A 26,559-nucleotide genomic window follows, 5' to 3' on the forward strand; every position below is an offset into this window, starting at 1 on the left:
TTCATTCAAATATTGAAAATGTTATCAAGAAAGGTTGAGGGATTAGACCCTATGAAACCTTAGCAACCCTTTGTGCAAGCAGAGAAGGTGCTACGTTCTACCAATTTATTTTGGACAGATAACTTACTGAAGTTCTTTTCAGCCATTCCTGTGGCATTTTCAATTGTATTAAAATAATAGAATTGAAAACAGAACTAAACTATATTAATCTTTCGTATCGAACCCATTCCCAGAAGGAATACCATATCCCGTTGACTTATCAGATCTTCGGGAAAGACCTGTTTACAGCACCTGTTATATTGGTAAATCATGCTTTAACCGGAAATTCAAATGTTTCCGGTGAAAAAGGATGGTGGAAAAAGCTGATCGGTGAAAATCAGGTTATTGATACGACTCAATATACCGTTCTGTGTTTCAATATTCCCGGAAACGGATATGATCATTTTTTAATTGACGAATACGAAGACTTCACGCCTTCAGATATTGCAGAAATATTTCTGAAAGGGCTTGAAGCTTTACATATCAAAAATCTGTATGCCATTATCGGAGGTTCACTCGGAGGAGGGATTGCGTGGGAAATGCTTGCCAAGCAACCACAGTTGGCGGAGATCTTTATTCCTATTGCCTGCGATTTTAAAACGCACGACTGGCTTCATGCGCAGTGTCTGGTTCAGAAATTTTTACTGAACGGAAATGATGAGCCCCTGCAGAAAGCAAGAATTCATGCTATGCTGTGTTACAGAACACCTCAGTCCTTAAATGACAGATTTCAAAATAGATACGATCAAAAAAATCAGCGGTTAGAGTCCGAAGATTGGTTGGTTTATCACGGAAATTCATTAAACGAAAGGTTTAGTTTAAAATCCTATAAACTGATGAATCACTTGCTGATGAATATGAACACTGAAGAAGAGCAGTTAACAAAAATCAGCGCCCGAATGCACTTAATTGCAGTAGACACAGATTTATTTTTCCCCGCTTCAGAAATTCGAATGTGCTTTGAGCAGCTGAAAGAGAAAAAGAAAGAGGTTTTCTATCATGAAATACAGTCAATTCACGGGCATGATGCCTTCCTAATGGAATACGAACAATTAAATACTATCATAAAAAATATTTTGTAGAATGAGAAATGCTAACGAAATAAAGTTTTTAAAGAACAGATCAATCATCAAATTTGAAGGAGAAGATTTCCTGGGCGAAATCGGGATCGACGGAAGAATTTTTAAAGCGCTTACTTTGGCGCGCATCAGTGTAGGAGTGATCTCCCAACAGGCTATTGAAAACGGAATATCTATTCTGGTAAATGAGGCCGATGCAGAAAAAGCAGTGACTTGCCTGATCGATGAGTTTGAAGCAGAAAGGAAATCAGGAAAGGTTTCACAGATTTACAGCATCAATAATGTTTCCGTACTTGGGTTTGTGGCGGAAGATTTCAATAAAGTACTTGCAGAATTAGCCAGAAATAATGTCTTTCCACTTCTTCTCAACCAGGTTGCGGCCGAAAAGAGAGTGAATATTGTCGTTACCTCTTCCCAGGATGAGAAAACGAAGAATATCATTGAATCCGAAATTTTCAAAAAGCCTAAAACCGTTCACTTGGCAATCATTGGTCACGGAAATGTAGGGAAGACTTTAATAGAGCAGGTTTTACAGTCTTCTGAAGAAATCAAAAGACGTAAAAAAATAGATCTTAAAGTGGTTGCAGTAGCCAATTCAAGAAAAATTGCATTCAATAAAAAAGGTTTTAATACAAACTGGAATGATGAGATTTTAACAGCAGAACATCCATCAAATGTTGAGGAATTAATCAACTTCTCAAAGGAAAACCAGCTGGAAAACCTGATCGTGGTAGATAATACGGCAAGCAAAGATTTTGTGAAAAATTACCATGCACTGGCTGAAAATGGCTTTGACCTGGTTTCATCCAACAAAATTTTCAATACTCTTCCAATAGAAGAATACCGTAAACTAAGATATACGTTGAGCAAAAATAACAGACGTTATCTCTATGAAACCAATGTAGGAGCAGGCCTTCCATTGATTGATACCATAAAACTATTACACCTTTCAGGAGAAAATATTACAAGAATAAAAGGAGTATTCTCAGGATCGTTGAGCTATATTTTTAATAATTTCTCTGTGAGAAACGATAAATTCTCAACCATTATTGGAGAGGCGATGGAAAAAGGATATACAGAACCTGATCCGCGTGAAGACCTTTCCGGAAATGATGTCGCAAGGAAACTTCTGATTCTGGCCAGGGAATTAGATTTGATCAATGAATTCCAGGATATCAATATTCAAAATTTAATTCCTGAAAACCTTTTGTCCGTAGATAAAAATGAATTTATCTCAAGACTGGATGAACTGGATGAAGAATATCGGAAAATTAAAGAGGGCCAGGAGCCAGGACATGTGCTTCGTTATGTGGGCGATCTTCATGGCGATCTTCAGAAAGATAAAGGTCAGCTTGATGTGAAATTGGTTTCTGTACCGGGTACCTCTGCATTAGGTCAGCTGAAAGGTTCAGATTCTATTTTTGAGATCTATACAGAAAGCTATGGCGAAAACCCAATCGTGATCATGGGAGCCGGAGCCGGGGCCCAAGTAACAGCAAGAGGAGTTTTCGGAGATATTTTAAGAGTAAGTGAAACGAAATAATAATTTAATATAACAATTTAACAATGTACTAATTTACCAATGATCTCATTGTTACATTGTTAAACTGATACATTGCTACATTTTAAAACTATATGGAAAATTTTGAAACATCAGCGATAAGAACCCAGACTGAAAGAACCCAGTTTGATGAACATACAACACCATTATATCTTACATCCAGTTTTATATTTCAGGATGCAGAAGATATGAGGGCAAGCTTCGCTGAAGAAAAACCTAAAAACCTGTACAGCCGTTTTTCAAACCCGAATGTGACAGAGTTCACTGATAAGATTGCAATAATGGAAGGCGCAGAAGCCGGGTATGCATTTGCAACGGGAATGGCTGCCATTTATTCAACCTTTGCGGCTTTATTGAATGCCGGTGATCATATTGTCAGCTGCCAGTCGGTGTTCGGATCTACACATACCTTGTTTACCAAGTATTTCCCGAAATGGAATATCGAAACCACATATTTTAAAGCTGGAGATGCAGAAAATGTAGAGCAGTATATTAAACCTAATACAAAAATTTTGTATCTCGAAACTCCAACCAATCCGGCTATTGAGATTCTGGATCTTGAGTTTTTTGGGCAGATTGCAAAAAAACATAACCTAATCTTCATTGTAGATAACTGCTTTGCAACGCCTTATCTGCAACAGCCCATTAAATACGGGGCAGATGTTGTTGTACACTCTGCGACAAAACTTATTGATGGCCAGGGAAGAGTATTAGGTGGAGTAGCCGTAGGAAAAGCCGACCTTATAAGAGAGATTTATCTTTTTGCAAGAAATACCGGACCGGCGATGTCACCTTTCAACGCATGGGTATTGTCAAAAAGCCTTGAAACACTGGCTATCCGTGTTGAAAAACATTGTGAGAATGCCTTGAAGGTGGCCGAGTTTTTAGAGAGTCATCCCAATGTAGAACTGGTAAAATATCCTTTCCTGAAATCCCATCCAAGTTATGAAATTGCTAAAAAACAGATGAAGTTGGGTGGAAATATCGTAGCTTTTGAAATTAAAGGCGGAATAGAAGGAGGAAGAAACTTTCTGGATAAAATAAAATTGTGCTCGCTTTCTGCCAATTTAGGAGATACAAGAACGATTGTAACCCATCCGGCATCAACTACCCATTCAAAACTGACCGATGAGGAAAGAAACGAAGTAGGTATTACCGCAGGTCTGGTACGCTGTTCGGTAGGTCTTGAGCATGTGGATGATATCATAGCAGATTTAAAGCAGGCCCTGGATTAATTCAATATATGTTTAATGAAATAACTTAAATGGCTTCAGCCAAAATTTATACAATGAAAAATTCAGAACAACTATACCAGGCAATATCCGAGAGAATATTAATTCTTGACGGCGCCATGGGAACCATGCTTCAGCGTTACAAGTTTGAAGAAGAAGATTATCGTGGCGAACGTTTCAAAGACTGGGAACATCCGGTAAAAGGAAATAACGATCTGCTTTCTTTGACCCAGCCTCAGGCAATTGAAGAAGTTCACAAAAAATATCTGGAAGCAGGAGCTGATATTATCGAAACCAACACTTTCTCAGGAACAACAATCGCTATGGCAGATTATCATATGGAAGAATTGGTGTACGAACTGAATTACGAATCAGCAAAAATCGCAAGAAAAGCCTGTGATGAGTTTACTGCTAAGAACCCCGACAAACCAAGATTTGTAGCAGGGTCAATTGGTCCAACCAACAGAACGGCAAGCTTAAGTCCGGATGTAAATGATCCGGGATACAGAGCAATCACTTTTGAAGGATTAAGACTAGCCTACAAACAACAGTGTGAAGCTTTGCTTGATGGTGGTTCGGACATTCTTCTGGTAGAAACCATCTTCGATACCCTGAATGCAAAAGCAGCTCTTTTCGCGATTGATGAGATTCAGGAAGAAAGGAATATAAAAATTCCAATCATGGTTTCCGGTACCATTACAGATGCTTCAGGAAGAACTTTGAGTGGACAGACGGCAGAAGCATTCCTGATCTCAGTATCACATTTAAATTTACTGAGTGTAGGTTTCAACTGTGCCCTTGGTGCTGATCAGCTGACGCCGTATCTGGAAACATTAGCTCATAATTCAGAATTTTATGTTTCAGCCTATCCGAATGCCGGACTTCCGAATGCTTTCGGAAAATATGATGAGACACCAGAAGATATGGCAAGACAGATTAAAGAATATGTAGAGAAAGGATTGATCAATATTATAGGCGGATGCTGCGGAACCACGCCGGACCACATCAAAGCCATTGCAGATCTGGTAGCAGAATATGCTCCAAGAAAATTGAAAAAATTTGCATGATTTAATAGATTTTTTTAATTAAAATATGGAGTAAGTGCTTGATTATAAATGTTATCTTTAAATGAGTCACAAAATTTAACATTATGGAAAAGCCAAGTTACTTGAAAAATTCAGAGGATATAAGACTTTTTAATGAACTGAGAAAGAAAGTGAATCAGCGTTTAGAACAAATTCCCGAAAACAGGGACATCTATATTCAGATCAAAGCGGTTATCCTGCCTTTGGTCTATTTTGCGTTGTATTTCTTTGCTTTATTTAATGCTGACAAACCCTGGATATATATCGGAAGCTTTGTTTTAATGGGAATCTCCTTGGTACTCATTTATTTAAACCTGATCCATGAAGCAGCTCACAATAACATTTATAAAAGTAAAAGACTGAACTCGCTGGTACTGCATATTTTTGACTTTGTAGGAGCGAATTCATACATCTGGAAAAAGAGGCATATTGCCAGTCATCATGCCTACCCGAATGTGGATGGATGGGATACGGATATAGAGCAGAGCGGTCTGCTTTTAATAGTTCCATGGGTCAAGGCAAAAGGTGTGCAGAAATTCCAGCATAGGTTTTTCTTCCTGGTATACCCTCTTTACCTGTTCAATTGGATGTTTATCAGGGATTTCAGAGATTTTTTTGATAAAGAAAGAGTAATTTTAAAGACCCAGGGTTCCATTCCTTTCATTGAAAAAATAAAAATGGTCATTTATAAGCTGTTCTATTTCTTTTATCAGATCGTAGTGCCTATCCTGTTCTTTAAAGTATCCATAGGCTTGGCTTTAGGAGCATGGGGCCTTCAGATCATTGCGGCGAGCATGTTTGCGCTCTTTGTATTATTGCCTCTGCATCCGCTTCCGGATAATGCTTTCCCAAAACTGGATTCAAAGAATGGGCTTCCGTTCAGCTGGCTCCGTCACCAGTTTGAGGTAACCAATGATTTAAAAGAAAATAATTGGCTGGTGAGAAATATTTTTGGGAATTTTAATTTTCATGTGGCCCATCATCTTTTTCCGAATTATAGCTATATGTATTATAACGAGATCACAGAAGAGATCGAAGAATTTGCAAAAGAACACAACTTAGCTTATAAAAGATTTCCAATTTTTACTGCTTTAGGCAAGCATGTAGATCTGCTGCGGCAGAATGCAAACAACGCCTATTATATTTTAGAAGAATAAAAATTAATGAAATATTTAAGATTGTCGGGCCTTGAGCCTCTTATTATAACGCCGGAAAGTAATTTCATCAATGTTGGTGAGAGAACCAATGTTGCCGGCTCCAAAAAATTTTTAAGACTGATCAAAGAGGAGAAATTCTCTGAAGCACTTGATATTGCCCGCCATCAGGTAGAAGGTGGCGCACAGATTCTTGATGTCAATTTCGATGACGGATTAATCGATGGAAAAGCTTCCATGATCAAATTTCTGAATTTAATTGCTTCAGAACCTGATATCTCAAGAATTCCCATCATGATTGACTCTTCCAAATGGGAGATCCTGGAAGCCGGCCTTCAGGTGGCACAGGGTAAATGTGTCGTCAATTCCATCAGTCTCAAGGGTGGTGAAGAAGAATTTATCAAGCAGGCCAAAGCCGTAAAAAGATACGGTGCTGCAGTCATTGTAATGGCATTTGATGAATCAGGACAGGCAGACAATTATGATCGCAGACTTGAGATTTCAAAACGGTCGTATGATATTTTGGTTAATCAAGTTGGTTTTCCTGCTGAAGACATTATTTTCGACCTGAATATTTTCCCTGTGGCAACAGGAATGGAAGAACATAGAAGAAACGCTATCGACTTCATTGAAGCCACCAGATGGGTAAGACAGAATCTTCCCTATGCTTCTGTAAGCGGTGGTGTAAGTAATGTTTCGTTTTCATTCCGTGGAAATGATACCGTAAGAGAAGCCATGCACTCCGTATTCCTTTACCATGCCATTCAGGCCGGGATGAATATTGGTATTGTGAACCCTTCCATGCTGGAAGTATATGATGAGATCAATAAAGAGCTTCTGGAGCTTGTGGAAGATGTGATCCTTGATAAAAGAGAGGATGCTACAGAAAGACTTCTGGAGTATTCCGAAAAAAATAAATCCGTCAAAAAAGAAATCGTTGAAGATCTCGAATGGCGAACAAGGCCTTTACAGGATAGAATTACCCATGCTTTGGTAAAAGGAATCGACCGTTTTATTGAAGAAGATGTAGAAGAGGCCAGAAAACAGGCCGCAAAACCATTGCATGTTATTGAGGTTAATCTTATGACCGGAATGGGCGTTGTGGGAGACCTTTTCGGAAGTGGGAAAATGTTCCTTCCACAGGTGGTAAAATCTGCAAGGGTAATGAAAAGAGCAGTGGCTTATCTGCAGCCTTTTATTGAAGCCGAAAAAGACGGCACAAGGCCAGCTAACGGAAAAATTCTGATGGCGACGGTAAAAGGTGATGTTCATGATATTGGAAAAAATATCGTAAGTGTGGTATTGGGCTGTAACAATTATGAAATTGTAGACCTTGGAGTTATGGTGCCTGCAGAGAAAATTATTCAGACGGCTATCGAACAGAAAGTTGATGTTATCGGATTAAGCGGATTGATTACACCAAGTCTTGATGAGATGGTATATATCGCTTCTGAATTGGAAAGACAAAACCTTAATTTTCCTCTGTTGATTGGCGGTGCAACCACATCAAAAGCCCACACCGCTGTTAAAATCGATTTAAAATATAAAAATGCAGTAGTTCACGTTAATGATGCCTCAAGGGCGGTAAACGTAGTGAGCTCCTTGTTAGGCGACAGAAACAAAGATTATGTTTCAGACCTGAAAGACGAATACTCTGATTTCCGTGAAAAGTTTCTGAACAGACAAATTGATAAGGACTATGTATCCATTGAAGAAGCTAGAAAGAGTCATTTCAGCATCGATTGGGAAAACGAGGATATTTTTACGCCGAATAATTTAGGTGTAACCGTAATAGAAGATCAGGATCTGAATGAATTACTTCCGTTTGTTGACTGGTCGCCATTCTTCAGAAGCTGGGACCTTCACGGGAAATATCCGAATATTTTAGAAGATGAGGTGGTAGGAGCCCAGGCTAAAGAATTGTTTAAAGATGCCCAGGTTATTTTAAAAAGAATCCTTGATGAAAAACTGCTGAAAGCAAAAGCCATCTTCGGAATTTTCAAGGCCAACTCCAATGATACTGATGATATCTTAATCTTTGACGAAAATAATGAAGAAAAGGCCAGGTTCTTAACCTTAAGACAACAGGCTCAGCGTTCAAAAGGAAAAGAATATTTAGCGTTAAGTGACTTTATTGCCCCTCAGGCTTCCGGTAAAACAGATTATGTAGGAGCTTTCTGTGTAACTACAGGCTTCGGTACAGACGAACTTGCAGAAGAATATGAAAAAGCCAATGATGATTACAATGCCATCATGGTAAAAGCTTTGGCTGATAGATTCGCAGAAGCTTTTGCAGAATTTTTACATAAAAAAGTAAGAACAGAATATTGGGGCTATGCCAACCAGGAAAATTTAAGCAATGAAGATCTGATCGCAGAAAAATACAAAGGAGTCCGTCCTGCACCCGGATATCCCGCATGTCCGGACCACCTGGAAAAGAAGACCATCTGGGATCTTTTAAAAGTAGAAGAGAACACCGGAGTTTTCCTTACCGAAAGCCTGGCAATGTTCCCAACGGCCTCCGTTTCCGGATATTATTTCGGAAGCCCGCATGCTAAATATTTTGGTCTTGGAAAAATAACCGAAGACCAGCTAAAAGATTATGCAGAAAGAAGAGGCTGTAGCATTCAGGAAGCAAGAAAGTGGTTGTCCCCCAATTTAGCAGATTAAAAAATATCAACAGGCACTTCTTTAAAAGCTAAAAATATAACTAAACTATAAAATGAAGATCACTGAACACATAAAAAATGCAAATGGCAAAACCTTATTCTCTTTAGAAGTGGTTCCGCCCCAAAAGGGGATCGGAATTGAAGATCTGTATACCAACATAGATCCGCTTATGGAGTTTAAGCCCCCTTTTATAGATGTAACTACCTCAAGGGAAGAATATATTTATATTGATAAAGGAAATGGGCTGATGGAACGCCGGATCACCAGAATGCGTCCCGGAACCTTAGGTATTTGTGCCGCCATCCAGCATAAATATAATGTAGATACCGTTCCCCATCTCCTTTGCGGAGGCTTCACCAAAGAAGAAACCGAATATCTTCTGGTAGATTGTATGTACCTGGGAATAGACAATATAATGGCCCTGAGAGGCGATGCCATGAAAGGGCATCAATACTTTGAGCCAACACCGGGAGGTCATGCCAGTGCTATGGATCTCGTTCATCAGATTAATGATCTGGGAAGAGGAAAATACCTTCACAATGATGAAAAAGCCTGTGATGAGCTTAATAAATTCTGCATAGGAGTAGCCGGTTATCCGGAAAAACATATGGAAGCACCTTCCATGAATTATGACCTGAAATGGCTGAAAGAAAAAGTAGATGCCGGAGCAGATTATATCGTTACTCAAATGTTTTTTGACAATAAAAGATTTATTGAATTTGTGACGAAGGCCAGAGAAATGGGAATTACCGTTCCTATTATCCCGGGAATTAAACCTATTGCGACCAAAAAGCACCTGAAGATCCTGCCACAGGTTTTCAAAATAGATCTTCCTGAAGAGTTGATCAACGAAGTGGAAAATGCTAAAAATAATGAAGCGGTAAAACAGATCGGGATCGAGTGGGCTATTGCCCAATGCAAAGAATTGCTTGATTTTGGAGTTCCTGTGCTGCACTTTTACTCCATGGGAAAAAGTGACAATATTAAAAAAGTAGCCGGAGAGCTATTCTAATAGAGTATCAAAAATGAAAGGAGCCCTGCTATCAATAGCAGGGTTTTTTATTTAAAGAATAGGATGTCTTTCAAACTCTCTATCACGGTCAAATAAATACCGGTATGTAGCCAGTTTTCTGGTCACGGTGGTGTCAAGACTTTCCGCTATTTTTATCATTTTAGGATTAAAATCTCCGATCCACTGGAGCTCCGTAGTTTTAAAATCCGTATGCTTTCTCAGGTGCTGCGTTCCTTCCCAGATCATATAGCCATCAATACCTTTCTTCTGCCATTCCGGAACAACACCAAATACCAGTCCCACCATTTTTTCATTCTTTTTGAATTGCTTTATCCACAAAAATTTAAGCTTTTCAACAATCCCGAATTTACCGTTCAGATATTTGAACCACTGGTTCACATCCGGGAGATTCATCCACATGGCAATAGGTTTTTCATTTTCATACACAAACCAGGAAATATGCTCATTGATGATAGGTTTCATGGTTCTGAACATTTTGAGGACCTTTGCTTCTTCCAGCTGCTTGCCTTCGCCATGGGCAGCCCATGCCTGATTATATATTTCTGTAAAATCTTTTGCAAACTTAGGCAGATCATTCTTTTTCATCGGTCTTGCAGAGATGGCCGGGTTTCTGCTGTGCTTGGTATGCATTAGGATAAAGATCCTTGAAACCTCTGCAAAAATCGGTCTTGAAAAACAGAGCTGTTCAAAATATACTTTGAAGCCATAATTTTCAAACAGGTCTTTGTAATATGGAAAATTGTAATTCATTCCGAAAAGCGGTTCAGCAAAACCTTCCGTCAGAAGTCCCCAGAACTTATCCCGTTCCCCGAAATTAATCGGACCGTCCATAGCTTCCATGCCTCTTTCCTGAAGCCAGTGTTTGCAGTGGTCAAAAATAAAATCCGCTGTTTTCTGATCATTGATACAGTCGAAAAAACCAATTCCGCCGGTGGGTTGTTTCTGCTCATAAAGAGTAGACATGAACACGGCCACTTTCCCTACTGTTTCATTCTCTTTGTTTTTAAATAAGAACCGGGCACATTCGCCATTCACGAAAGATTTATTCTTTTCAGGATCAAAAATCTCTTCGATGTCCTGATTTCTGGGTCTTATATAGCTTTTGTCATGCCGGTAAAGTTGGGCAGGAAATTCTAAAAATTTCTTTTTCTGGTTGTCACTCTGTACTTCTTCGACAATAATCATAAGGCTAAGTTGAGAAAGGATAATGTTTTTCGTCCAAAATGAAATTGATGAACAGATTTTATCCGTATTTTTGTTGCAAATTAAATAAAAATGGTTGATTTTACCGATAACGACGATGATATTTTCACAGGAAAAGAACATACGCCTATTAGGAAAGATGCTTTTGATAAATCGCCACAGGAAAAAATAGAAAAAATTACCGAACTTTTCGGTGAGATTATGGAAACACTGGGGATGGATATGACGGATGATTCTTTAAAAGATTCACCAAAGCGTGTTGCCAAAATGTATGTTAATGAAATTTTTGGAGGGCTTCTTCCTGAAAATAAGCCGGGAATTTCCACGTTCTCCAATAAATATAAATACCGCCAGATGCTGGTGGAAAAAGATATTACAGTATATTCTTTCTGCGAACACCACTTTCTGCCGATCATCGGAAGAGCCCATGTTGCCTATATTTCAAACGGTGAAGTGATTGGCCTTTCCAAGATCAACAGAATTGTGGATTATTATGCAAAAAGACCACAGGTTCAGGAAAGACTGACCATGCAGATAGTAGATGCCCTGAAAGAAGCATTGGGTACAAAAGATGTAGCCTGTATTATTGATGCCAAGCATTTATGCGTCAACTGCAGAGGAATAAAAGATACAGCAAGTTCTACCATTACGGCAGAATTGAGTGGTATTTTCAGAACCAACCCGATCACCAGACAGGAATTCCTGCATTATGTGGGAAGTCATGCTAAACTTGATTATTAATAAATGGACTATCAGATTCTAAAAAATATTGTTAATGCCGAACTTCAGAGATTTGACACAATTTCAGAAGAAGAATGGTCCTATAAAATTTCACCGGAAAAGTGGTCCAAAAAAGAAATTTTAGGCCATCTTTGCGATAGTGCTCTTACCAATATCAGAAGATTTGTGGTAACACAATACAAAGAAAATGATACTATTGTATACGATCAGGATTTTTGGGTAAAAGCGCAGAATTATCAGGATATTCCGGTTTCGGAAGTGATCAGCCTTTGGAAATCTTTGAATTTTCAGATTGTTCATACTGTGGAAAATATTCCTGACGAAGCTTTGAAAAGAACTTGTGATACAACAAAAACAGTTCCTCAAACCTTTACTTTGGAATACATTATTCAGGATTATATTGATCATCTGCAATATCACTTAAAAGCAATTTAATAATGGTAATATTTAAAAAAGTTTCAAATAAAATTTTTCTCACGACAATTATCTGTTGTGGTTAGAATTATTTTAACTAATTTTTAAATCCTTTAATCATTGAATCTTTTAACTTAAAAAAATGCAATTAAAACTATATAACTCCCTTACAGGAGAAAAAGAAATATTTAAACCAATTTTAGAAGGAAACGTCGGAATGTATGTCTGCGGACCTACCGTGTACAGCAATGTGCATTTGGGAAATGTAAGAACATTTCTTTCCTTTGATTTTATATACCGTACCCTGATGCATTTGGGGTATAAAGTAAGATATGTCAGGAATATTACAGATGCAGGCCATCTTACAGACGATGGGAACGTAGATAACGACAGATTCGTAAAACAGACGCGTCTTGAAAAGTTGGAACCCATGGAAATCGTACAGAAATATACGGTCGATTTTCACAAAGTGTTGGAAATGTTCAACCTGTTGCCTCCCAATATTGAACCGACAGCGACAGGTCACATCGTGGAGCAGATCGAATTGACCCAGAAACTTATTGAAAGAGGTTTTGCCTATGAAAGCAACGGTTCTGTATATTTTGATGTTCTGGAATACAATAAAAGAGGATTGAATTACGGTGAACTTTCAAAACGTAATATCGAAGAGCTTTTTGCCAATACCCGTGATCTTGACGGCCAGGGCGAAAAGAAGAATCCACAGGATTTTGCACTATGGAAAAAAGCATCTCCTGCTCACATTATGAGATGGAATTCCCCTTGGGGTGAAGGTTTCCCGGGATGGCACCTTGAATGTACTGCCATGAGCACGAAATATTTAGGTGAAAAATTCGATATCCATGGTGGTGGAATGGACTTGAAATTCCCGCACCATGAATGCGAAATCGCACAGGGGAAGGCTTGCAATGATACGGCTCCGGTTAATTACTGGATGCATGCCAATATGCTGACAATGAATTCTCAGCGTATGAGTAAATCGACGGGGAACTATATCCTTCCGATGCAATTGGTTACAGGGGAAAACGATTTCTTTGAAAAACCTTTCCATCCTTCTATTGTGCGTTTCTGCTTCCTGCAGGCACATTACAGAAGTGTGCTGGATATTTCAAACGATGCGATGATGGCCAGTGAAAAAGGTTTCATCAGATTAATGGAGGCTGTTAAAGTATTAAATTCGATTACTCCGGATAATGAAAAACGGTCTGAATTCAATCTTCAGGAATGGAAAAATAAATGTTACGATGCTTTAAATGATGATTTCAATTCTCCGATCCTGATTGCTCATTTATTTGAAGCTGTGAAATATATTTTCGCTTTAAATGATGGCAAAGAAACAATCTCTGCTGAGGATCTTGAAGATTTAAAGTCAACATTACATGCCTTTATATTTGACGTTTTAGGACTTCAGAGTATCGAAGAAAATAATAACGAAAAACTTGATCAAACTTTAAAAGTTTTAATAGAGCTGAGAAATCAGGCAAGAAAATCAAAAAACTTCGACCTTTCAGATCAGATCAGAGATAAGCTGCTTGCTGAAGGCATTGAATTAAAAGACGGAAGAGACGGAACAACTTACGTTCTGAATTAACCTAAAATACATAAGTACAGCTCCCGCTGATGACGTGGATTCTGCAGACAAATCTGTTGCAATCCGTGTGATCGACGGGAGTTCTTTTTTTGCTGAGGTACAGGCAATCCTACTTTTACAATTAACTGCTGGTATAATTTTTTGCAGATTTTACTTATTTGTGTTTAAAAGAAAAAAAAATAATTTATCAAAACTTCAACGTTTAGATTGAATGATTATAAATATTATGCAAATGATATTATTTTTTTATGATTCAATTTGTAAATTGTGTAACTTAGTTATAACTAAAATGATCACGAATCTAAATTCTACATTGTATGAAAAAACATTTATTCCCTCTTTTCCTGCTTGTGTTTGGTGCTAATGTCCAGGCGCAGCAGGACTTTTTCGCTATTGCCGGAAAAGATACTTCCAGCATAGTTTTCAGTGATTTCCGTGCGATGGATGCGGTAAGCGGTGCCTCCGGAGAAAAATTGTTTTCGGCGGATACTGCGGTAAACGTATTTTCTCAGGAAAGAAAAGGTCAGGTATCTGAGGATAAGAATTCCTACAGCCACTCCCAGGCAGTTACCATGGCGGCTCTGGCTTATGATCCTTTGAATAATAATTTGGTGTATATGCCGATGTTTTCATCAAATATTTATGTTTTGAATGCCAAGACTAAAGAAATTATTTTGGTAGAAAATACCGTGGCAAGAGTAACTTCCTGTGATATCAATTCCCACATCACAAGAATGACTACAGGATATGACGGAAATATTTATGCTCTTAATAACGCAGGAACACAGTTGCTTCAGATCAGCAGAAAAGGAAGTCAGTATACAGTCAGTGACCTTGGAATTATTAAGGATGATGCTTCCAATGGGAAAAATTCATTTACGGCTATTGAAACGGGTTTCGGAGGAGACATGATTGCGGATGCTGAAAATAATTTTTATGTTTTTTCAGCTTCAGGAAATGTTTTTAAGGTAATTACAAAAGAATTGAAAGCCAAATTTGTAGGTAAAATATCCGGTATTCCTGAAAATTATTCAGTGAACGGATCTGCTGTCAATGCTAAAGGAAAAGTAATTATTGCAAGTGCCAAAGGAGACAGTTTATATGAAGTAGATTTGTTAACCCTGCAAGCGAAGGTTCTTTCCGGTGGAGAAAAACCTCATATTTATGATCTTGCAAGCAGATATTTTGCCAATGACAGAACTTCTTCGGTAAATACATTAGCTAATATTGATATCTACCCGACCAGAGTAGATGAACACTTTATCAACATTAGTGTAAATGATAAAGCTGTAAAAGGAAATTTAAAACTTAGTGTTTTTGATATTTCCGGGAAAAATGTAACGGAACAGAATCTATCTGTAAAAGATGGCTCGCTCAATCAGCAGGTTTATCTCAAAAATTTAGTCAATGGAGCTTATATTGTAAGCATTACAAATGAATCCGGTAAAGTAATATTAAGTAAAAAAATTATTGTTACAGAATAAAAGCTTAGATAATTGATATAATTCCATTTAACTCTAATAAAATATAAAGCCTTTTCAAGTTATTTTGGAAAGGTTTTTTAATGATTATTTGATCTTCAATAAGTTTTGTTTTTCGATATTAAAATGTATTTTTATAAAAAAAATATAGATGAAGCTATACTTTAATGTAGGATATAATGCAAAGGCAGGACAGAGTTTACTGCTCCTGATTGTGGATGAGGAAGGAGCTGTTGTCCAGACTCATGCCCTGTTTTATGCAGAAAACGGCATCTGGAAATGTGAAGTGGATTATTTTTCAAAATCAGTCTCATATAAATATCAGCTTACAGATGAAAAAGGCAATATTCTTAGAGAAGAATTTGTGCTGCACCATCTTAATTTCCCGCATAACTACAAAGAATTTATTATTTTCGATGAATGGAATAATAAAAATTTCCCCGAGAACTATTTGAACAATAAGATCCTTTATAATAAGCTTAATCAGTTTGTTCCCGAAAAAGCTGCAGTTTTAAAAAAGCATACCCATTTATTCAGAATTGAAGCACCTGTTTACAATCCCGACTGGGAAATTGCCCTCTTCGGAAGTACAGCTTCTCTGGGGAACTGGAATTATGATAAAGCGATCCGTCTTTCACAGACAGATTTTGGAGTTTGGGAAGCTTCCGTTGAAATTCCTGAGAATGAATTTATCCAATTTAAATATTGTCTCTACAGCAAAAAAGAAGGAAAAATTATTGATGTCGAAACCGGTGAAAACAGATTTACGGTTGCTAATCAGTTGAAAGATGTGCTGCAGATTGTTTCCAATCATTATTTTAAATTCAAGTCTTACCAGATGTATCATGATGCTGGTGTGGCAGTTCCTGTATTTTCTTTAAGAAGTGAGAACGGTTTTGGAGTAGGAGAATTTTCCGATCTTAAAAAGCTGACCGACTGGACTAAGGAAACCAATCTGGGTATTATCCAGATCCTTCCGATAAATGATACTACTGCCAATTATTCCTGGACGGATTCTTATCCTTATGCGGCAGTTTCTGTCTATGCTTTGCATCCGCAGTATATTTGTCTGGAAAATCTTGATTTTGCTTTACCGGAAGAATTAGTTTCTGAGTATCAGTCTGAAAAAGAGGCATTGAATGCTCTTGACCTGATTGATTATGAAAAAATGATCGCAGGAAAATGGAAGTTTTTAAAAGCAGTTTTCAATGCGGGAAAAGAGAAAATTTATAAGGACAGGAACTTTAAAAAATTTATAAAAGACAACGATTACTGGCTGACTCCTTATGCCGCATTCTGTGTACTCAGGGATAAATATAAAACTCCGAACTTCAACGACTGGAAAACCCATAAAAAATATATTGCAGGAAAAATTTCACAGTTTTTCACCACAAAAAGTAAAGATTATGATGCTTCCATGCTTCATGCCTGGGTGCAGTACCAGCTTCATTTACAACTGAAAGATGCTGTAGATTACATCCACAGCCTAGGAGTATCCTTGAAAGGAGATCTTCCGATCGGTATTTACAGACATTCTGTGGAAGCATGGACAGAACCTGAGCTTTTCGGAATGGATTTCCAGGCCGGAGCACCGCCGGATCAGTTTACAGAGCTGGGTCAGAACTGGGAATTCCCTACATACAACTGGGAAGCCATGAAGGAAGATGATTACCGCTGGTGGAAAAACAGGTTTAAAGCACTTGAGCAGTATTTCGATGCTATGAGAATAGACCATATCTTAGGATTTTTCAGAATCTGGAGGATGCCAATTTCTGCTACACAAGGGATTTTAGGCTACTTTTATCCTGCGGTTCCTGTTGTTCTGGATGAATTTAAAGCAAGGCATATTCCTTTTGATTTCAACAGATACTGTAAGCCTTTCATCAATGAAAGAATTTTGTGGGAATATTTCGGGGAAGACAGCAGTAGAGTTTTTGAATTTATTAACAACAATAATGACGGAACATACTCCTTCAAAGAAGAATTTGATACCCAGAGAAAGCTGGCAGAATTTTTCAAAAAGAACCCAAAAGGCTCTGTAGAAGAAAAACTTATCTCTTTATGTGCCAATGTTTTGTTCCTTACTGAAGAAAGGAATGGCGAAACAGTATATCATCCAAGATTTAATGTGTTTAATACCCACTCCTATAAATATCTTTCAGAATGGGAAAGGAAGGCGATTTATGAGCTGTACCATGATTATTTCTTCAGAAGACAGGATCACCTATGGTACGAGAAAGCGATGGAGAAACTGCCGGTTATTCTTAATGCAACGAAAATGCTGATCTGTGGCGAAGACCTGGGAATGGTTCCTGCCTGCGTGCCTGTTGTAATGGATGAGCTGGCGATCATTGCTTTAAAAGTACAGCGAATGCCGTCAGACAATATTCCGTTTTACAATCCTAAAAAAGCTGATTATATGAATGTGGTAACGGCTTCCTCACATGACAGCTCAACACTGAGACAATGGTGGAAGGAAGATCCTGCACTGACACAGAAATATTTTAATCAACAATTGGTGCAGTATGGAAAAGCTCCGGACGAAATGGATTCTCATCTTGCAGAAATCATTATGAAACAGCATCTTTACACTGATGCGATGCTTGCTGTTTTCCCAATCCAGGAATTTCTTGCAACGGAACCTGAGCTGACCAATCAGAACATGGATAATGAGAGGATTAATAACCCTGCAGTTTTCCCGCATTACTGGCGCTACAGGATGCATTTAAAGCTCGAGGACTTAAAAGATAAAAAATATTTCAATGAAAAAATAGCCTATTGGATAAAAGATAGCGGAAGATTATAAATTTAACATTTGATTATCAATTAGTTAAAAGTAAATTAAAAGAAGTTTCATCTTAGGATTTAACTTCTTTTTTTTATTTATATCCAAAAGATAGAATAGAGATATTCTGCTATATACTAACCAATTAACGATTAGAGATGAAAAAAATACTTTTGGGATTTGCTTTGGGACTGGCAGCTTTGTCTTCCGCCCAGCAGTATCCAAATAACGGATGGGGAGATGACGGATATTATCAGAATGGAGATGGCTATTATAATGATGAGGATGACAGGAATTATTTCCCGGACGATTATTACTATAACTATCCTCAGGATTATTATCCAAGTGATTATTACCAGGGATACTATAATGACTACAGAAACAGTGTTGTAAATATCAACTGGAATGTATTCTTCAGAGATAACAGATTGAACCGATGGCAGATTGATCAGATCTTAAGTCTTAATAACCTGTATGTGAATTTTTCTACATGGAATAATTTTTACAGATACAATCCTGACAGATGGTATTATGACAGATTCTATGCATTGGAAAGAATTTTAGGGCCAAGAGTATTTGTTGTTTTCCAAAACAATTATTACCGTGGAGCAAGCCCGATTGTTTACTTCCAGAATTACAGAAGAACCTATTATGCACCGAGATATGCAGTAATGCCGAGATACAGGAATGTAAATATCAATGTGTACAGAGTAGATAGAGCGAAGTTCCGAAGAATGGACAACCCTACTTTTAATGTAATCAGAAGCAGCAGATCTGATAATGGATTCAGAGGATCCAGAGATAATAATTCCGGAGGTTTCCGTAAGCAGGCTGATCAGAACAATGGTTTCCGCAATGAAAATAATGGGGTAAGAAATAACGGAGGATTCAGAGGGAATTCAGAAAATAACGGAACACGTGGAGGATTTGGAAATAATGGTGGTAACGGAGGTTTCAGAGGAAATAATGAACCGAATAGGGAAAGGGCTCCGCAAAGAGAAAATAACAGTGGAGGATTTGGAAATAATGGTGGTAACAGAGGCTTCAGAGGAAATAATGAAGCGAACAGGGAAAGAACTCCACAAAGAGAAAATAATAGTGGAGGGTTTAGAGGAAACAGTGGAGGTTCCAGATCTGAAAATTCACCGAGACCACAGAACGACCGCGGCAGTGAAAACAGAGGGGGTGGTTTCAGAGGCAGACTGGTAAACAGATAAAATAATAATTTTCATATATTATATTTAAGTGGTGTGAAGGGCAGATTTTAGGATCTGTCCTTTTTTATTATTTTAATATTAAAAATTAACATTTTTTATGAATATTTTGGTTTAACTTATCTTTTAACTAATAATCAAAAAGATGTATAACAATTAATTAAATATTTTTTAAGATGAAAAAATTAGTTTTAGCAATAGCATTTATTGGAATAGGAGGTTTTGCAATGGCACAACAGACCACAACGACTCCGCAGGACAAACAGGCAAGAAGAGCAGAGATGCAGCAAAAAATGCAGCAAAAGCATCAGGAGCACCTTGATCAGATGCAGAAAGATCTTAACCTGAACGCGTCTCAGGTTGCGCAGATTAAAAGCCTTCATGAAAAAAGAAAGTCTGAAATGAAAGCTGACTTTGATAAAAATAAAGAAGCAAGACAGGCTAAAATGGAAGACATGAAAGCCAAAAGAGCTCAGATGGATGCTGATATGAAAAAAATCCTGACCCCTGATCAGTATGATAAATGGCAGGCCGACAGAAAAGCTAAAATGGAGCAGAGAAAGGTGGCAATGAAGGACAGAAAAATGATGAGGAAACCTATGAATACTGCGGTTCAGGAAGCAAAATAACAGTTCATAATTTTGATTTTTTAATGTATGAAGGACGGGTTTTCTCTCGTCCTTTTTGTATTAATTTTCATTAAAACCTTTGATTTCGGGCTTTTATTCCTTATTTTTGACTATAAATTTATACTTATGATCAGCGAAAAAATTGCAACGTTAATTAACGAACAGATAGCTCACGAACAATATGCCGCACAATATTATCTTTCAATGTCTGCCTGGTTTTCAGGAAAAGATCTTGACGGGATTGCAAATTACTTCAGAGTTCAGAGCAAAGAAGAATTGATGCATGCGGATAAAATGTTTGATTTTTTAAATGACGTAGGAGGGGAGATTATCATCGGAGAGATTGCAAAACCTCCACATGAATTCGAAAACGCTACTGATATTTTCGAAAAAGCATTGGAACACGAGAAAAAAGTAACCAGAAGTATTTTCAACATTGTGAAAAATGCTAATGATGAAGGAGATTTTGCAACAACTTCTTTCCTACAGTGGTTCATTAATGAGCAGGTAGAAGAAGAGGCTAGCGCTTCACAGTATGTTACAAAGATCAAGATGGTGTGCGATAATCCATCCGCATTATATCTTTTTGATCAGGAATTGTCTCAAAGAGTTTTTGTACCGGCTACAACAGCCTAAGCAAATTATATGGTAAAACTCGCCCCGCCGTTCGGAGAACGGCGGGGCGAGTTATTTTCATTATCAGGTTATCCACAAAATATCTGGAAGATGTGCTTTCGATTGTGAATAATATTATTTTTTTTAAATTTATTATATTCTGTTGTTAATCAGTGTATTGATGCCTTGTTTTTAAACTTATCAACATTCTGGTGTGGAAAACTTTGTGGAAAAGATAATACAGATTCCTGCTATAGGTAAATCAACTGTGTCTTTAGTACTTTTCTTCCCAGACTTTCCAGAATGCGTTTATAATTCTCAATTTGCTGCTGATTCTTTTCCGTTTCTTCACCCGTTTTGAAATCTACAATTACATAGCCTTCTTCACTCTTCAGGATACGGTCAGGCCTGAAAATATGGCTTTGTCCTCTTTCTGAGATCATAATATCTTTTTCATTGATCACTTCCCATTTCTCGTCAAAAAATTCAGCGTATTTTCTGATGATCTGAACTAAAGTTTCCTGGATCTCATTTTTCTCTTCCACTGTGATCTGTCCGTCCAGAACATAGCTTTCCAGGACTTTGGCTGTATCTTTCTCCGTATTGATTTTCGAAAGTAATTCATGGACAAAAAGCCCGATCCTTACCTTTTCGTTCCGCACCTGGTAATTTTTGGAGGGAGTCGCAATCTTGATGGATGCTCTGTTTTCATTGATATTTTTAAGGTTCTGAATATCCTTGGTCTTAAATAATGATGTTTTATCTTTAGAATACTTTTTCAGCATTTCCGGATGTACTTCATACAGATCGAATTCATCAGACTCTTCCGTATTTTTTCCGTTGAAAAATTCCAGCAGCTCAAGATTATTGGATGTTTTATTCGCTTTCTGAAGATAGAAAAACAGCTGTTCAACAGGACGGGTAGTCGCTACATACTGGAGACATAATCTGTCAATAAGGTTTTTGTAAGAATTTTTCTTATTAAATGCCTCTATTTCTTCATCATAAACCTCAAGGTTTTTGCTGAACTGATTGATGTTGACTGATTTCAAAGCATCATCGTTATTGGTGTCAAACCAGTTAGTGAATTCATTGTCCCTGTTTTTATTCATCATCGGGATAAATACAATCGGGAATTCCAGTCCTTTCGATTTATGAATGGTCATGATCTGCACAGCATCAATATTTTCCGAAGCCTGGATTGTATAAGCAGAAGCCTCTTCATCCCAGTATTTCAAAAATTCTTTCGTGCTGGCTCCGGCATTCTGTGTAAAGTTGAAAAGCATTTCAAGGAAATTCAGAAGAAAATCTGTTTCCTTGTTTTCCACAGCAAATTCATTGATGTAATATTCCACAAAATTATACAGATTGAACCTCGGAAAGTTTTCCTGTTTCAGCTTCAGGGAATAGGTATTCTGAATAAACTGAAGAATTTCCTCATGCGTTTCTATCTCCAGGATTTTGTTCATTTCCAATGTGAAATCTGCCATATGAATTCTTCCCAAAGCATTCAGATAATACATCATCATGATCAGATTGGGCTTGTTCTTAGGGTTGATTTCCCACCGAAGAAATTCAATAACAGCCTTTAAGGTATTGGAAAGTTCCAGTGTCAGGCCTTTATCAGAAATTGTTTTAATATTCGTTTCTTCCCCATGGTAGTTCACTTTCAGATTTCCCAGTTTTTGAGAATAGCTGAAAATATCAAAATTACCGCGGCATAAGATTGTAATGTCAGAAAACTTAAAGCCATTATCCAGGCTTTCCTGAATGTCCTTCCGCATTCTTTCAGAAGTATCATTATAAAAATCCTCATTCGTAAGATTTTCGATCAGGCTGACTTTTACACGGCCTTCAATCTGGGATTTCGAGCTTTGTTCAGCATCTTCCCCGAAAATATTCCGATGTTCCTCCTCCAGACCTTCCGAATGATACCGGTACAGCTCATTATTGAACTGTACAATGTTTTTAGCACTTCGCCAGTTGTCCTTTAAAACAAGAAGAGCTGCTTCCTTTGGCGAAAATTCTTTTTTGTTAATAATATCCAGCATCAGCTTACTTTCTCCACCCCGGAACCTATAGATACTCTGTTTAGGATCTCCTACAAGCGTAAAAGAAGTATTTTCTGTAGAAACACTGTGATCACGTAACGGAATAAAATTCTGCCACTGCAGTTCCGAAGTATCCTGAAATTCATCAAAGAAATAATGCTGAAACTGTGAACCTACCTTTTCATAAATAAAGGCTGATGGCTCGTTTTTAAGATTTTCATTGATCAGAATATTAAATTTTGAAAGCAGAACAAGGTCATTCTCTTCCTCAATTTTTTTTAATTCATCCTGAATGTCTTTATTCACCTTTAACGGAAGAAGGGCAGATAGAATCTTTTCCTTCTTTTGGGTTTCAATGTATAAAAGGATCAGCTGCATTCTGTTGTCAAGAAGCTGGTCCAGAATCTCGAAGATCTCAGCTTCCTTATTTTTGGATTTCGAAGAAGCTCCCTTCCTGTAATTGTTGACTACAGATTCTTCCTGCGTTGTGGGAAATGGAAATCCCGGTCTTTTCTGATTGTAAAAATCCTGAACCTTAGTGAAAAATCCACCGATCCCGTTTTTTCCCTGTGCAAAATCTTCTATATCAATATTTCTGGACCGGAAAATCTCAATAGATTGGGCCGCAAGCTCGGCGGACCGTTTTTTATTCTGGACGATTTCTTTTCTGAGCGTATTTTTTATATTCTCGTAATTCGTGTCATCAAAGCTTTTGTTGCTTTTCAGATGTTCATAGTGAATATCCTTTACAAACTCTTTTGCAGAATCATAAAGATTTTTATTAAGATTGATCCTTTCATTATTTTCCAGACTGTAATCCACATAATCCATGAAAGAATTGGAAATGTTTTCATTCTCACCGATTTGGTCCAGCATTTTATCTACAGCTTCGATCAGAAACGGTTCAGCTTCAATTTCAAGATTAAAGTTTTTGGCTAAACCCAATTCGTAGGAAAAGCTTCTTACCAGTCTTGAATTAAAACGGTCAATTGTTCCGATGTTCAGCGTTGAATAATTGTGAAGCACATAATCCAGCAGTTTCTTGGAACGGTTATGGAGCTCATCAATCGTAATTTTCAGTCCATCAGCTTCAAATGCTTTCTGAATGTTTTTCAGGTCACTGTTTTGTGCAAAATTATCCGCTGAAAAGTTTCCCAGCCAGGATAAAATTCTTTCCTTCATCTCATTGGCCGCTTTATTGGTAAAGGTAAGCGCGAGAATATTCCGGATCGACTGCTGTTGATTGGGGTAGCGGAGACAGATCATCAGAAGCCTCTGGACAAGGGCATATGTTTTCCCCGACCCGGCTGAAGCATTGATCACTGTATAAGAATTTTGCATTGCTGAATTTAGAATTGAGACTGCAAGTTAGCTAATTTTTAAGTGAAATTTTAACAATTCAGAGTGGCGATTTAACAGTTTCTCAAGCAAAAATCAAAAAGAAATCCTAAAACACGTTAACTGTGGTTAAACTTACCATTTAATTTAAAAATAATTTTAGATTTGCTCTATAAAAAACTGTCCGTGAAATTTAAACTACTCTTTTTTCTTACTACTCTTTTTTTCATAAACACCCATGCCCAAAATTATATTTTTGGAAAAGTAGTTTCTGAAGATAGTTCAGAAATCCCGGATGTAACTGTAATTAATATCAGGACTGATGAAAGAACGGTTACGAACCGGGACGGACACTTTATGGTTTCCGGAAGAGCAGGGGATGAACTTCGCTTTGTAAAGGCAGGCTACGAACGCCTCGTTAAAAAAGTTTCCAAGGAAAATATAGAATCTCCAATTAATATCACTTTAGAAAGAGCCACCATATTGATTCCCGAAGTAGAAATCAAGCAGGGAATTACCGGTGATCTTAAAATAGATGCAAAAAACCTGAACAGACCTAAAAAAGTTGAAAAGCTAATCAAAGATATTGACGGGTATATTGCACGGAAATCAGACCCAAGAATACTGGCAGCGAAACCCGGAGAATTTGTACAGCCAAAAGGGCAGGGATTTTCTATTGGGAAAGTGAAAAACAAATGGGATGATATTGATCTTGGCAGTTATCTGAAAACAGCTCTTGGTGAGGAATACTTCACGGATTTAAAAATTGAAAAGTCTCAGATAGATCATTTTATAAGCTATGTTCTGGCCGGTGGCTTTGAAAGGAAAGCTATCCTGAAATATGGTTTCTGCAGTGATGCTGATCTTTATAGATTTCAACGTTTTGTACTGACGAGAATTTCCTCTTACCGCGCTCCACAGACTCAAAGATAAACATAGATGAGAACTTATATTAAACAAAGCCTTTACGTAATTCCTTTTTTTGTTTCGGCAGAATTTTTTTCCCAGCAGCAGATAACCGGAACAGTGACAGATAACAGCAAAAAAAATATAAACCCGGTTTTAATTATCAATGTTTCCAACAGGAAAAGCACATTGAGTGATACTTCGGGGAACTTTACGATAGAAGCATCGGAAAATGATGAACTTAGATTTGTAAAAGAAGGATATTACCGTTTTGATAAAAAGGTGAGGAAGGAAGATTTCAGTTCTCCTTTAATGATAAGCCTTGACAAAACTGAAATAGAAATCCCTGAAGTAAAGATTACATATAAACCTACGGGTAATCTGGAAAGAGACAACAGGTATCTTAATGAATCCAGAAAAGTGGTGTCTTTAAGATCAGAGTTGGATGATTATATGAAAAGCCCACTGAATGAAGCTTTACCGGATAATACGGTTTCAAAAACCTTTAAACCTGATTATAATGCCGGGCAGGTAAGTATTTTAGGAGTTTTGGATGCCGCTGTAGGTTTGTTCAAAAAAGCGACAGAACTTAAAATTACCAAAGCCAATTATACGGAAACACAGGATTTTATCAAAAGAGTAAAGGAAGAAATAGACTTACAGTTTCTGAGAAAATATGGTATGGATGAAGATCAGATAGATTATTTTTTAATCTATGCTAATGATACCCGGATGATGGCAAAAAAATACAGGAAAAACTTTAAGGCAGATATTGTAGAGTATGAATTAAAAGTAGCCTTTGCAGAATACAGAAAAACCCATAAACTGGACAGTATTTAATCTTAACGAATAAGAGCATGAGCTTTGCAGGTGGAAATATTGGCATTAATGACTGGAGAAAAGTTTCATTTCTTCTTGTATTCATGTTTAATAATTTCTTCTCACAGCAGACAGTTACGGGCCGTATTACCGATGATAGTGGCGAAAACCTAAGTTCAGTGATTATTATCAACATGTCTAATGACCAAAAAACCTATTCCAATTCTATGGGGCAGTTCTCTATTGAAGCTAATCCAAATGATGAGTTGAGATTTGTAAAAGCAGATTTCAGGAGGGTTTCTGCTACAGTTCCCGCTAATGGTTTCAGTTCTCAGCTTTTGGTTGTTCTGATTCCGATCCCAAAAGAAATTGAAGAAGTAAAGGTAGTTAAAAAACCAACCGGAGATCTTGAGACGGATTCAAGGCTGGCTTCAAAAGTAGATAAAGGTGAGATGGTACGCCAGGCAGTAGGCTTACCCCAACCCGTCGGGAAAATGAGGGAAAAGCCGGCAGAAGTGAAGCAGGTGCTTATTCCGATACTTTTAGGGAGCCTGGATGTACAGGGAGCTTATGATCTGATAAGCGGAAAAGCAAGGCGCCAGAAAAGACAATACAGGTATGATGATCTGCAGGAACATATTGCATGGGTAAGAAACAGAGTGGATAATGAATACTTTACCCAGGCGGGAATTCCGGAAGAAAGAATTTCAGAGTTTATACAGTATTCTTTTGAGGCTAAACCCCAGGTGCGCACTTATGTAAAAGCAAAAAATTTATCCGGAGTGTTATTGAGAATGGAAGAAACTATGCCTGTTTACCTTGAAAGATTAAAACAGAAAAAAATACAGCAATAATGTTAAAAAATTCTTAAAATTCGGAATAGAAATTGATGTACTGTTAC

20 protein-coding genes and 1 riboswitch are annotated in these 26,559 nt (G+C 37.5%); of the genes, 18 read left to right on the forward strand and 2 right to left on the reverse strand.

Annotated elements, in window-relative coordinates:
* Positions 1-18: 18 nt before the first annotated feature.
* Positions 19-125, forward strand: a riboswitch (SAM riboswitch).
* 57 nt (positions 126-182) lie between these two features.
* The 7 genes from LC418_RS04700 to metF all read left to right on the forward strand — a co-directional run bounded on the left by LC418_RS04700 (position 183) and on the right by metF (position 9,832).
* Positions 183-1,121 carry an alpha/beta fold hydrolase gene (locus tag LC418_RS04700; RefSeq protein WP_223558265.1) on the forward strand — a complete coding sequence of 313 codons (939 nt, stop codon included), beginning with the start codon at positions 183-185 and terminating at the stop codon, positions 1,119-1,121.
* Between the two features lies 1 nt (position 1,122).
* Complete coding sequence (locus LC418_RS04705; protein ID WP_223558266.1) at positions 1,123-2,661, forward strand: ACT domain-containing protein; 1,539 nt, start codon at positions 1,123-1,125, stop codon at positions 2,659-2,661.
* A 92-nt stretch (positions 2,662-2,753) separates the two neighbouring features.
* The gene (locus tag LC418_RS04710; RefSeq protein WP_111957194.1) at positions 2,754-3,914 is read left to right on the forward strand and encodes an O-succinylhomoserine sulfhydrylase; all 1,161 of its coding nucleotides are present in this window, start codon (positions 2,754-2,756) and stop codon (positions 3,912-3,914) included.
* 53 nt (positions 3,915-3,967) lie between these two features.
* On the forward strand, positions 3,968-4,978 hold the full coding sequence (locus LC418_RS04715; protein ID WP_111957427.1) for a homocysteine S-methyltransferase family protein: 1,011 nt from the start codon (positions 3,968-3,970) through the stop codon (positions 4,976-4,978).
* 83 nt (positions 4,979-5,061) lie between these two features.
* Positions 5,062-6,153, forward strand: a complete 1,092-nt coding sequence (locus LC418_RS04720; RefSeq protein ID WP_223558267.1) for a fatty acid desaturase family protein — start codon at positions 5,062-5,064, stop codon at positions 6,151-6,153.
* A gap of 6 nt (positions 6,154-6,159) precedes the next feature.
* The gene (gene metH / locus LC418_RS04725) at positions 6,160-8,820 is read left to right on the forward strand and encodes a methionine synthase (protein WP_223558268.1); all 2,661 of its coding nucleotides are present in this window, start codon (positions 6,160-6,162) and stop codon (positions 8,818-8,820) included.
* Between the two features lie 52 nt (positions 8,821-8,872).
* Positions 8,873-9,832, forward strand: a complete 960-nt coding sequence (gene metF, locus LC418_RS04730; protein WP_111957203.1) for a methylenetetrahydrofolate reductase [NAD(P)H] — start codon at positions 8,873-8,875, stop codon at positions 9,830-9,832.
* A gap of 51 nt (positions 9,833-9,883) precedes the next feature.
* Here metF and LC418_RS04735 read toward each other — a convergent pair whose 3' ends face one another.
* Entirely contained in the window at positions 9,884-11,038 is a 1,155-nt protein-coding gene (locus tag LC418_RS04735) for a hypothetical protein (RefSeq protein ID WP_223558269.1), read from the reverse strand.
* A 90-nt stretch (positions 11,039-11,128) separates the two neighbouring features.
* On the opposite strand from LC418_RS04735, the gene folE reads away from it, so the two are divergent.
* The 8 genes from folE to LC418_RS04775 all read left to right on the forward strand — a co-directional run bounded on the left by folE (position 11,129) and on the right by LC418_RS04775 (position 20,565).
* Complete coding sequence (folE, locus tag LC418_RS04740; protein ID WP_034725871.1) at positions 11,129-11,797, forward strand: GTP cyclohydrolase I FolE; 669 nt, start codon at positions 11,129-11,131, stop codon at positions 11,795-11,797.
* Positions 11,798-11,800: 3 nt separating this feature from the next.
* Entirely contained in the window at positions 11,801-12,232 is a 432-nt protein-coding gene (locus tag LC418_RS04745; protein WP_223558270.1) for a DinB family protein, read from the forward strand.
* Between the two features lie 121 nt (positions 12,233-12,353).
* A complete protein-coding gene (gene cysS / locus LC418_RS04750) occupies positions 12,354-13,820 on the forward strand; it encodes a cysteine--tRNA ligase (protein WP_111957211.1) in 1,467 nt (488 codons plus the stop codon).
* 317 nt (positions 13,821-14,137) lie between these two features.
* Positions 14,138-15,304 carry a T9SS type A sorting domain-containing protein gene (locus tag LC418_RS04755; RefSeq protein WP_223558271.1) on the forward strand — a complete coding sequence of 389 codons (1,167 nt, stop codon included), beginning with the start codon at positions 14,138-14,140 and terminating at the stop codon, positions 15,302-15,304.
* A 148-nt stretch (positions 15,305-15,452) separates the two neighbouring features.
* Positions 15,453-18,107, forward strand: a complete 2,655-nt coding sequence (locus LC418_RS04760; RefSeq protein WP_223558272.1) for a 4-alpha-glucanotransferase — start codon at positions 15,453-15,455, stop codon at positions 18,105-18,107.
* A 137-nt stretch (positions 18,108-18,244) separates the two neighbouring features.
* A complete protein-coding gene (locus tag LC418_RS04765) occupies positions 18,245-19,303 on the forward strand; it encodes a hypothetical protein (protein WP_111957222.1) in 1,059 nt (352 codons plus the stop codon).
* 173 nt (positions 19,304-19,476) lie between these two features.
* Positions 19,477-19,929, forward strand: a complete 453-nt coding sequence (locus LC418_RS04770) for a hypothetical protein (RefSeq protein ID WP_223558273.1) — start codon at positions 19,477-19,479, stop codon at positions 19,927-19,929.
* A 126-nt stretch (positions 19,930-20,055) separates the two neighbouring features.
* Positions 20,056-20,565, forward strand: coding sequence for a ferritin (locus LC418_RS04775; protein ID WP_223558274.1), 510 nt, complete (start codon positions 20,056-20,058; stop codon positions 20,563-20,565).
* A 230-nt stretch (positions 20,566-20,795) separates the two neighbouring features.
* On the opposite strand, the gene LC418_RS04780 is transcribed toward LC418_RS04775, so the two are convergent.
* On the reverse strand, positions 20,796-23,951 hold the full coding sequence (locus LC418_RS04780) for a UvrD-helicase domain-containing protein (RefSeq protein WP_338075516.1): 3,156 nt from the start codon (positions 23,949-23,951) through the stop codon (positions 20,796-20,798).
* Between the two features lie 168 nt (positions 23,952-24,119).
* Here LC418_RS04780 and LC418_RS04785 point away from each other — a divergent pair, with 168 nt between their 5' ends.
* From LC418_RS04785 to LC418_RS04795, 3 genes are read left to right on the forward strand one after another with little or no spacing between them, the layout of a single operon-like run.
* Complete coding sequence (locus LC418_RS04785) at positions 24,120-24,866, forward strand: carboxypeptidase-like regulatory domain-containing protein (RefSeq protein WP_111957231.1); 747 nt, start codon at positions 24,120-24,122, stop codon at positions 24,864-24,866.
* 6 nt (positions 24,867-24,872) lie between these two features.
* The gene (locus tag LC418_RS04790; protein ID WP_223558276.1) at positions 24,873-25,679 is read left to right on the forward strand and encodes a hypothetical protein; all 807 of its coding nucleotides are present in this window, start codon (positions 24,873-24,875) and stop codon (positions 25,677-25,679) included.
* A 17-nt stretch (positions 25,680-25,696) separates the two neighbouring features.
* A complete protein-coding gene (locus tag LC418_RS04795) occupies positions 25,697-26,512 on the forward strand; it encodes a carboxypeptidase regulatory-like domain-containing protein (protein ID WP_111957237.1) in 816 nt (271 codons plus the stop codon).
* Positions 26,513-26,559: the final 47 nt, after the last annotated feature.

This window comes from Chryseobacterium lathyri (assembly GCF_019970085.1).
GTDB classification, from domain to species: domain Bacteria; phylum Bacteroidota; class Bacteroidia; order Flavobacteriales; family Weeksellaceae; genus Chryseobacterium; species Chryseobacterium lathyri.

Coding starts and splice junctions, on each gene's coding strand:
- LC418_RS04745 (WP_223558270.1), top strand. CDS start 11,801: ATGGACTATCAGATTCTAAAAAATATTGTTAATGCCGAACTTCAGAGA.
- metH (WP_223558268.1), top strand. CDS start 6,160: ATGAAATATTTAAGATTGTCGGGCCTTGAGCCTCTTATTATAACGCCG.
- LC418_RS04755 (WP_223558271.1), top strand. CDS start 14,138: ATGAAAAAACATTTATTCCCTCTTTTCCTGCTTGTGTTTGGTGCTAAT.
- LC418_RS04775 (WP_223558274.1), top strand. CDS start 20,056: ATGATCAGCGAAAAAATTGCAACGTTAATTAACGAACAGATAGCTCAC.
- LC418_RS04770 (WP_223558273.1), top strand. CDS start 19,477: ATGAAAAAATTAGTTTTAGCAATAGCATTTATTGGAATAGGAGGTTTT.
- LC418_RS04715 (WP_111957427.1), top strand. CDS start 3,968: ATGAAAAATTCAGAACAACTATACCAGGCAATATCCGAGAGAATATTA.
- LC418_RS04735 (WP_223558269.1), bottom strand. CDS start 11,038: ATGATTATTGTCGAAGAAGTACAGAGTGACAACCAGAAAAAGAAATTT.
- LC418_RS04795 (WP_111957237.1), top strand. CDS start 25,697: ATGAGCTTTGCAGGTGGAAATATTGGCATTAATGACTGGAGAAAAGTT.
- LC418_RS04760 (WP_223558272.1), top strand. CDS start 15,453: ATGAAGCTATACTTTAATGTAGGATATAATGCAAAGGCAGGACAGAGT.
- folE (WP_034725871.1), top strand. CDS start 11,129: ATGGTTGATTTTACCGATAACGACGATGATATTTTCACAGGAAAAGAA.
- cysS (WP_111957211.1), top strand. CDS start 12,354: ATGCAATTAAAACTATATAACTCCCTTACAGGAGAAAAAGAAATATTT.
- LC418_RS04790 (WP_223558276.1), top strand. CDS start 24,873: ATGAGAACTTATATTAAACAAAGCCTTTACGTAATTCCTTTTTTTGTT.
- LC418_RS04720 (WP_223558267.1), top strand. CDS start 5,062: ATGGAAAAGCCAAGTTACTTGAAAAATTCAGAGGATATAAGACTTTTT.
- LC418_RS04705 (WP_223558266.1), top strand. CDS start 1,123: ATGAGAAATGCTAACGAAATAAAGTTTTTAAAGAACAGATCAATCATC.
- LC418_RS04710 (WP_111957194.1), top strand. CDS start 2,754: ATGGAAAATTTTGAAACATCAGCGATAAGAACCCAGACTGAAAGAACC.
- LC418_RS04765 (WP_111957222.1), top strand. CDS start 18,245: ATGAAAAAAATACTTTTGGGATTTGCTTTGGGACTGGCAGCTTTGTCT.
- metF (WP_111957203.1), top strand. CDS start 8,873: ATGAAGATCACTGAACACATAAAAAATGCAAATGGCAAAACCTTATTC.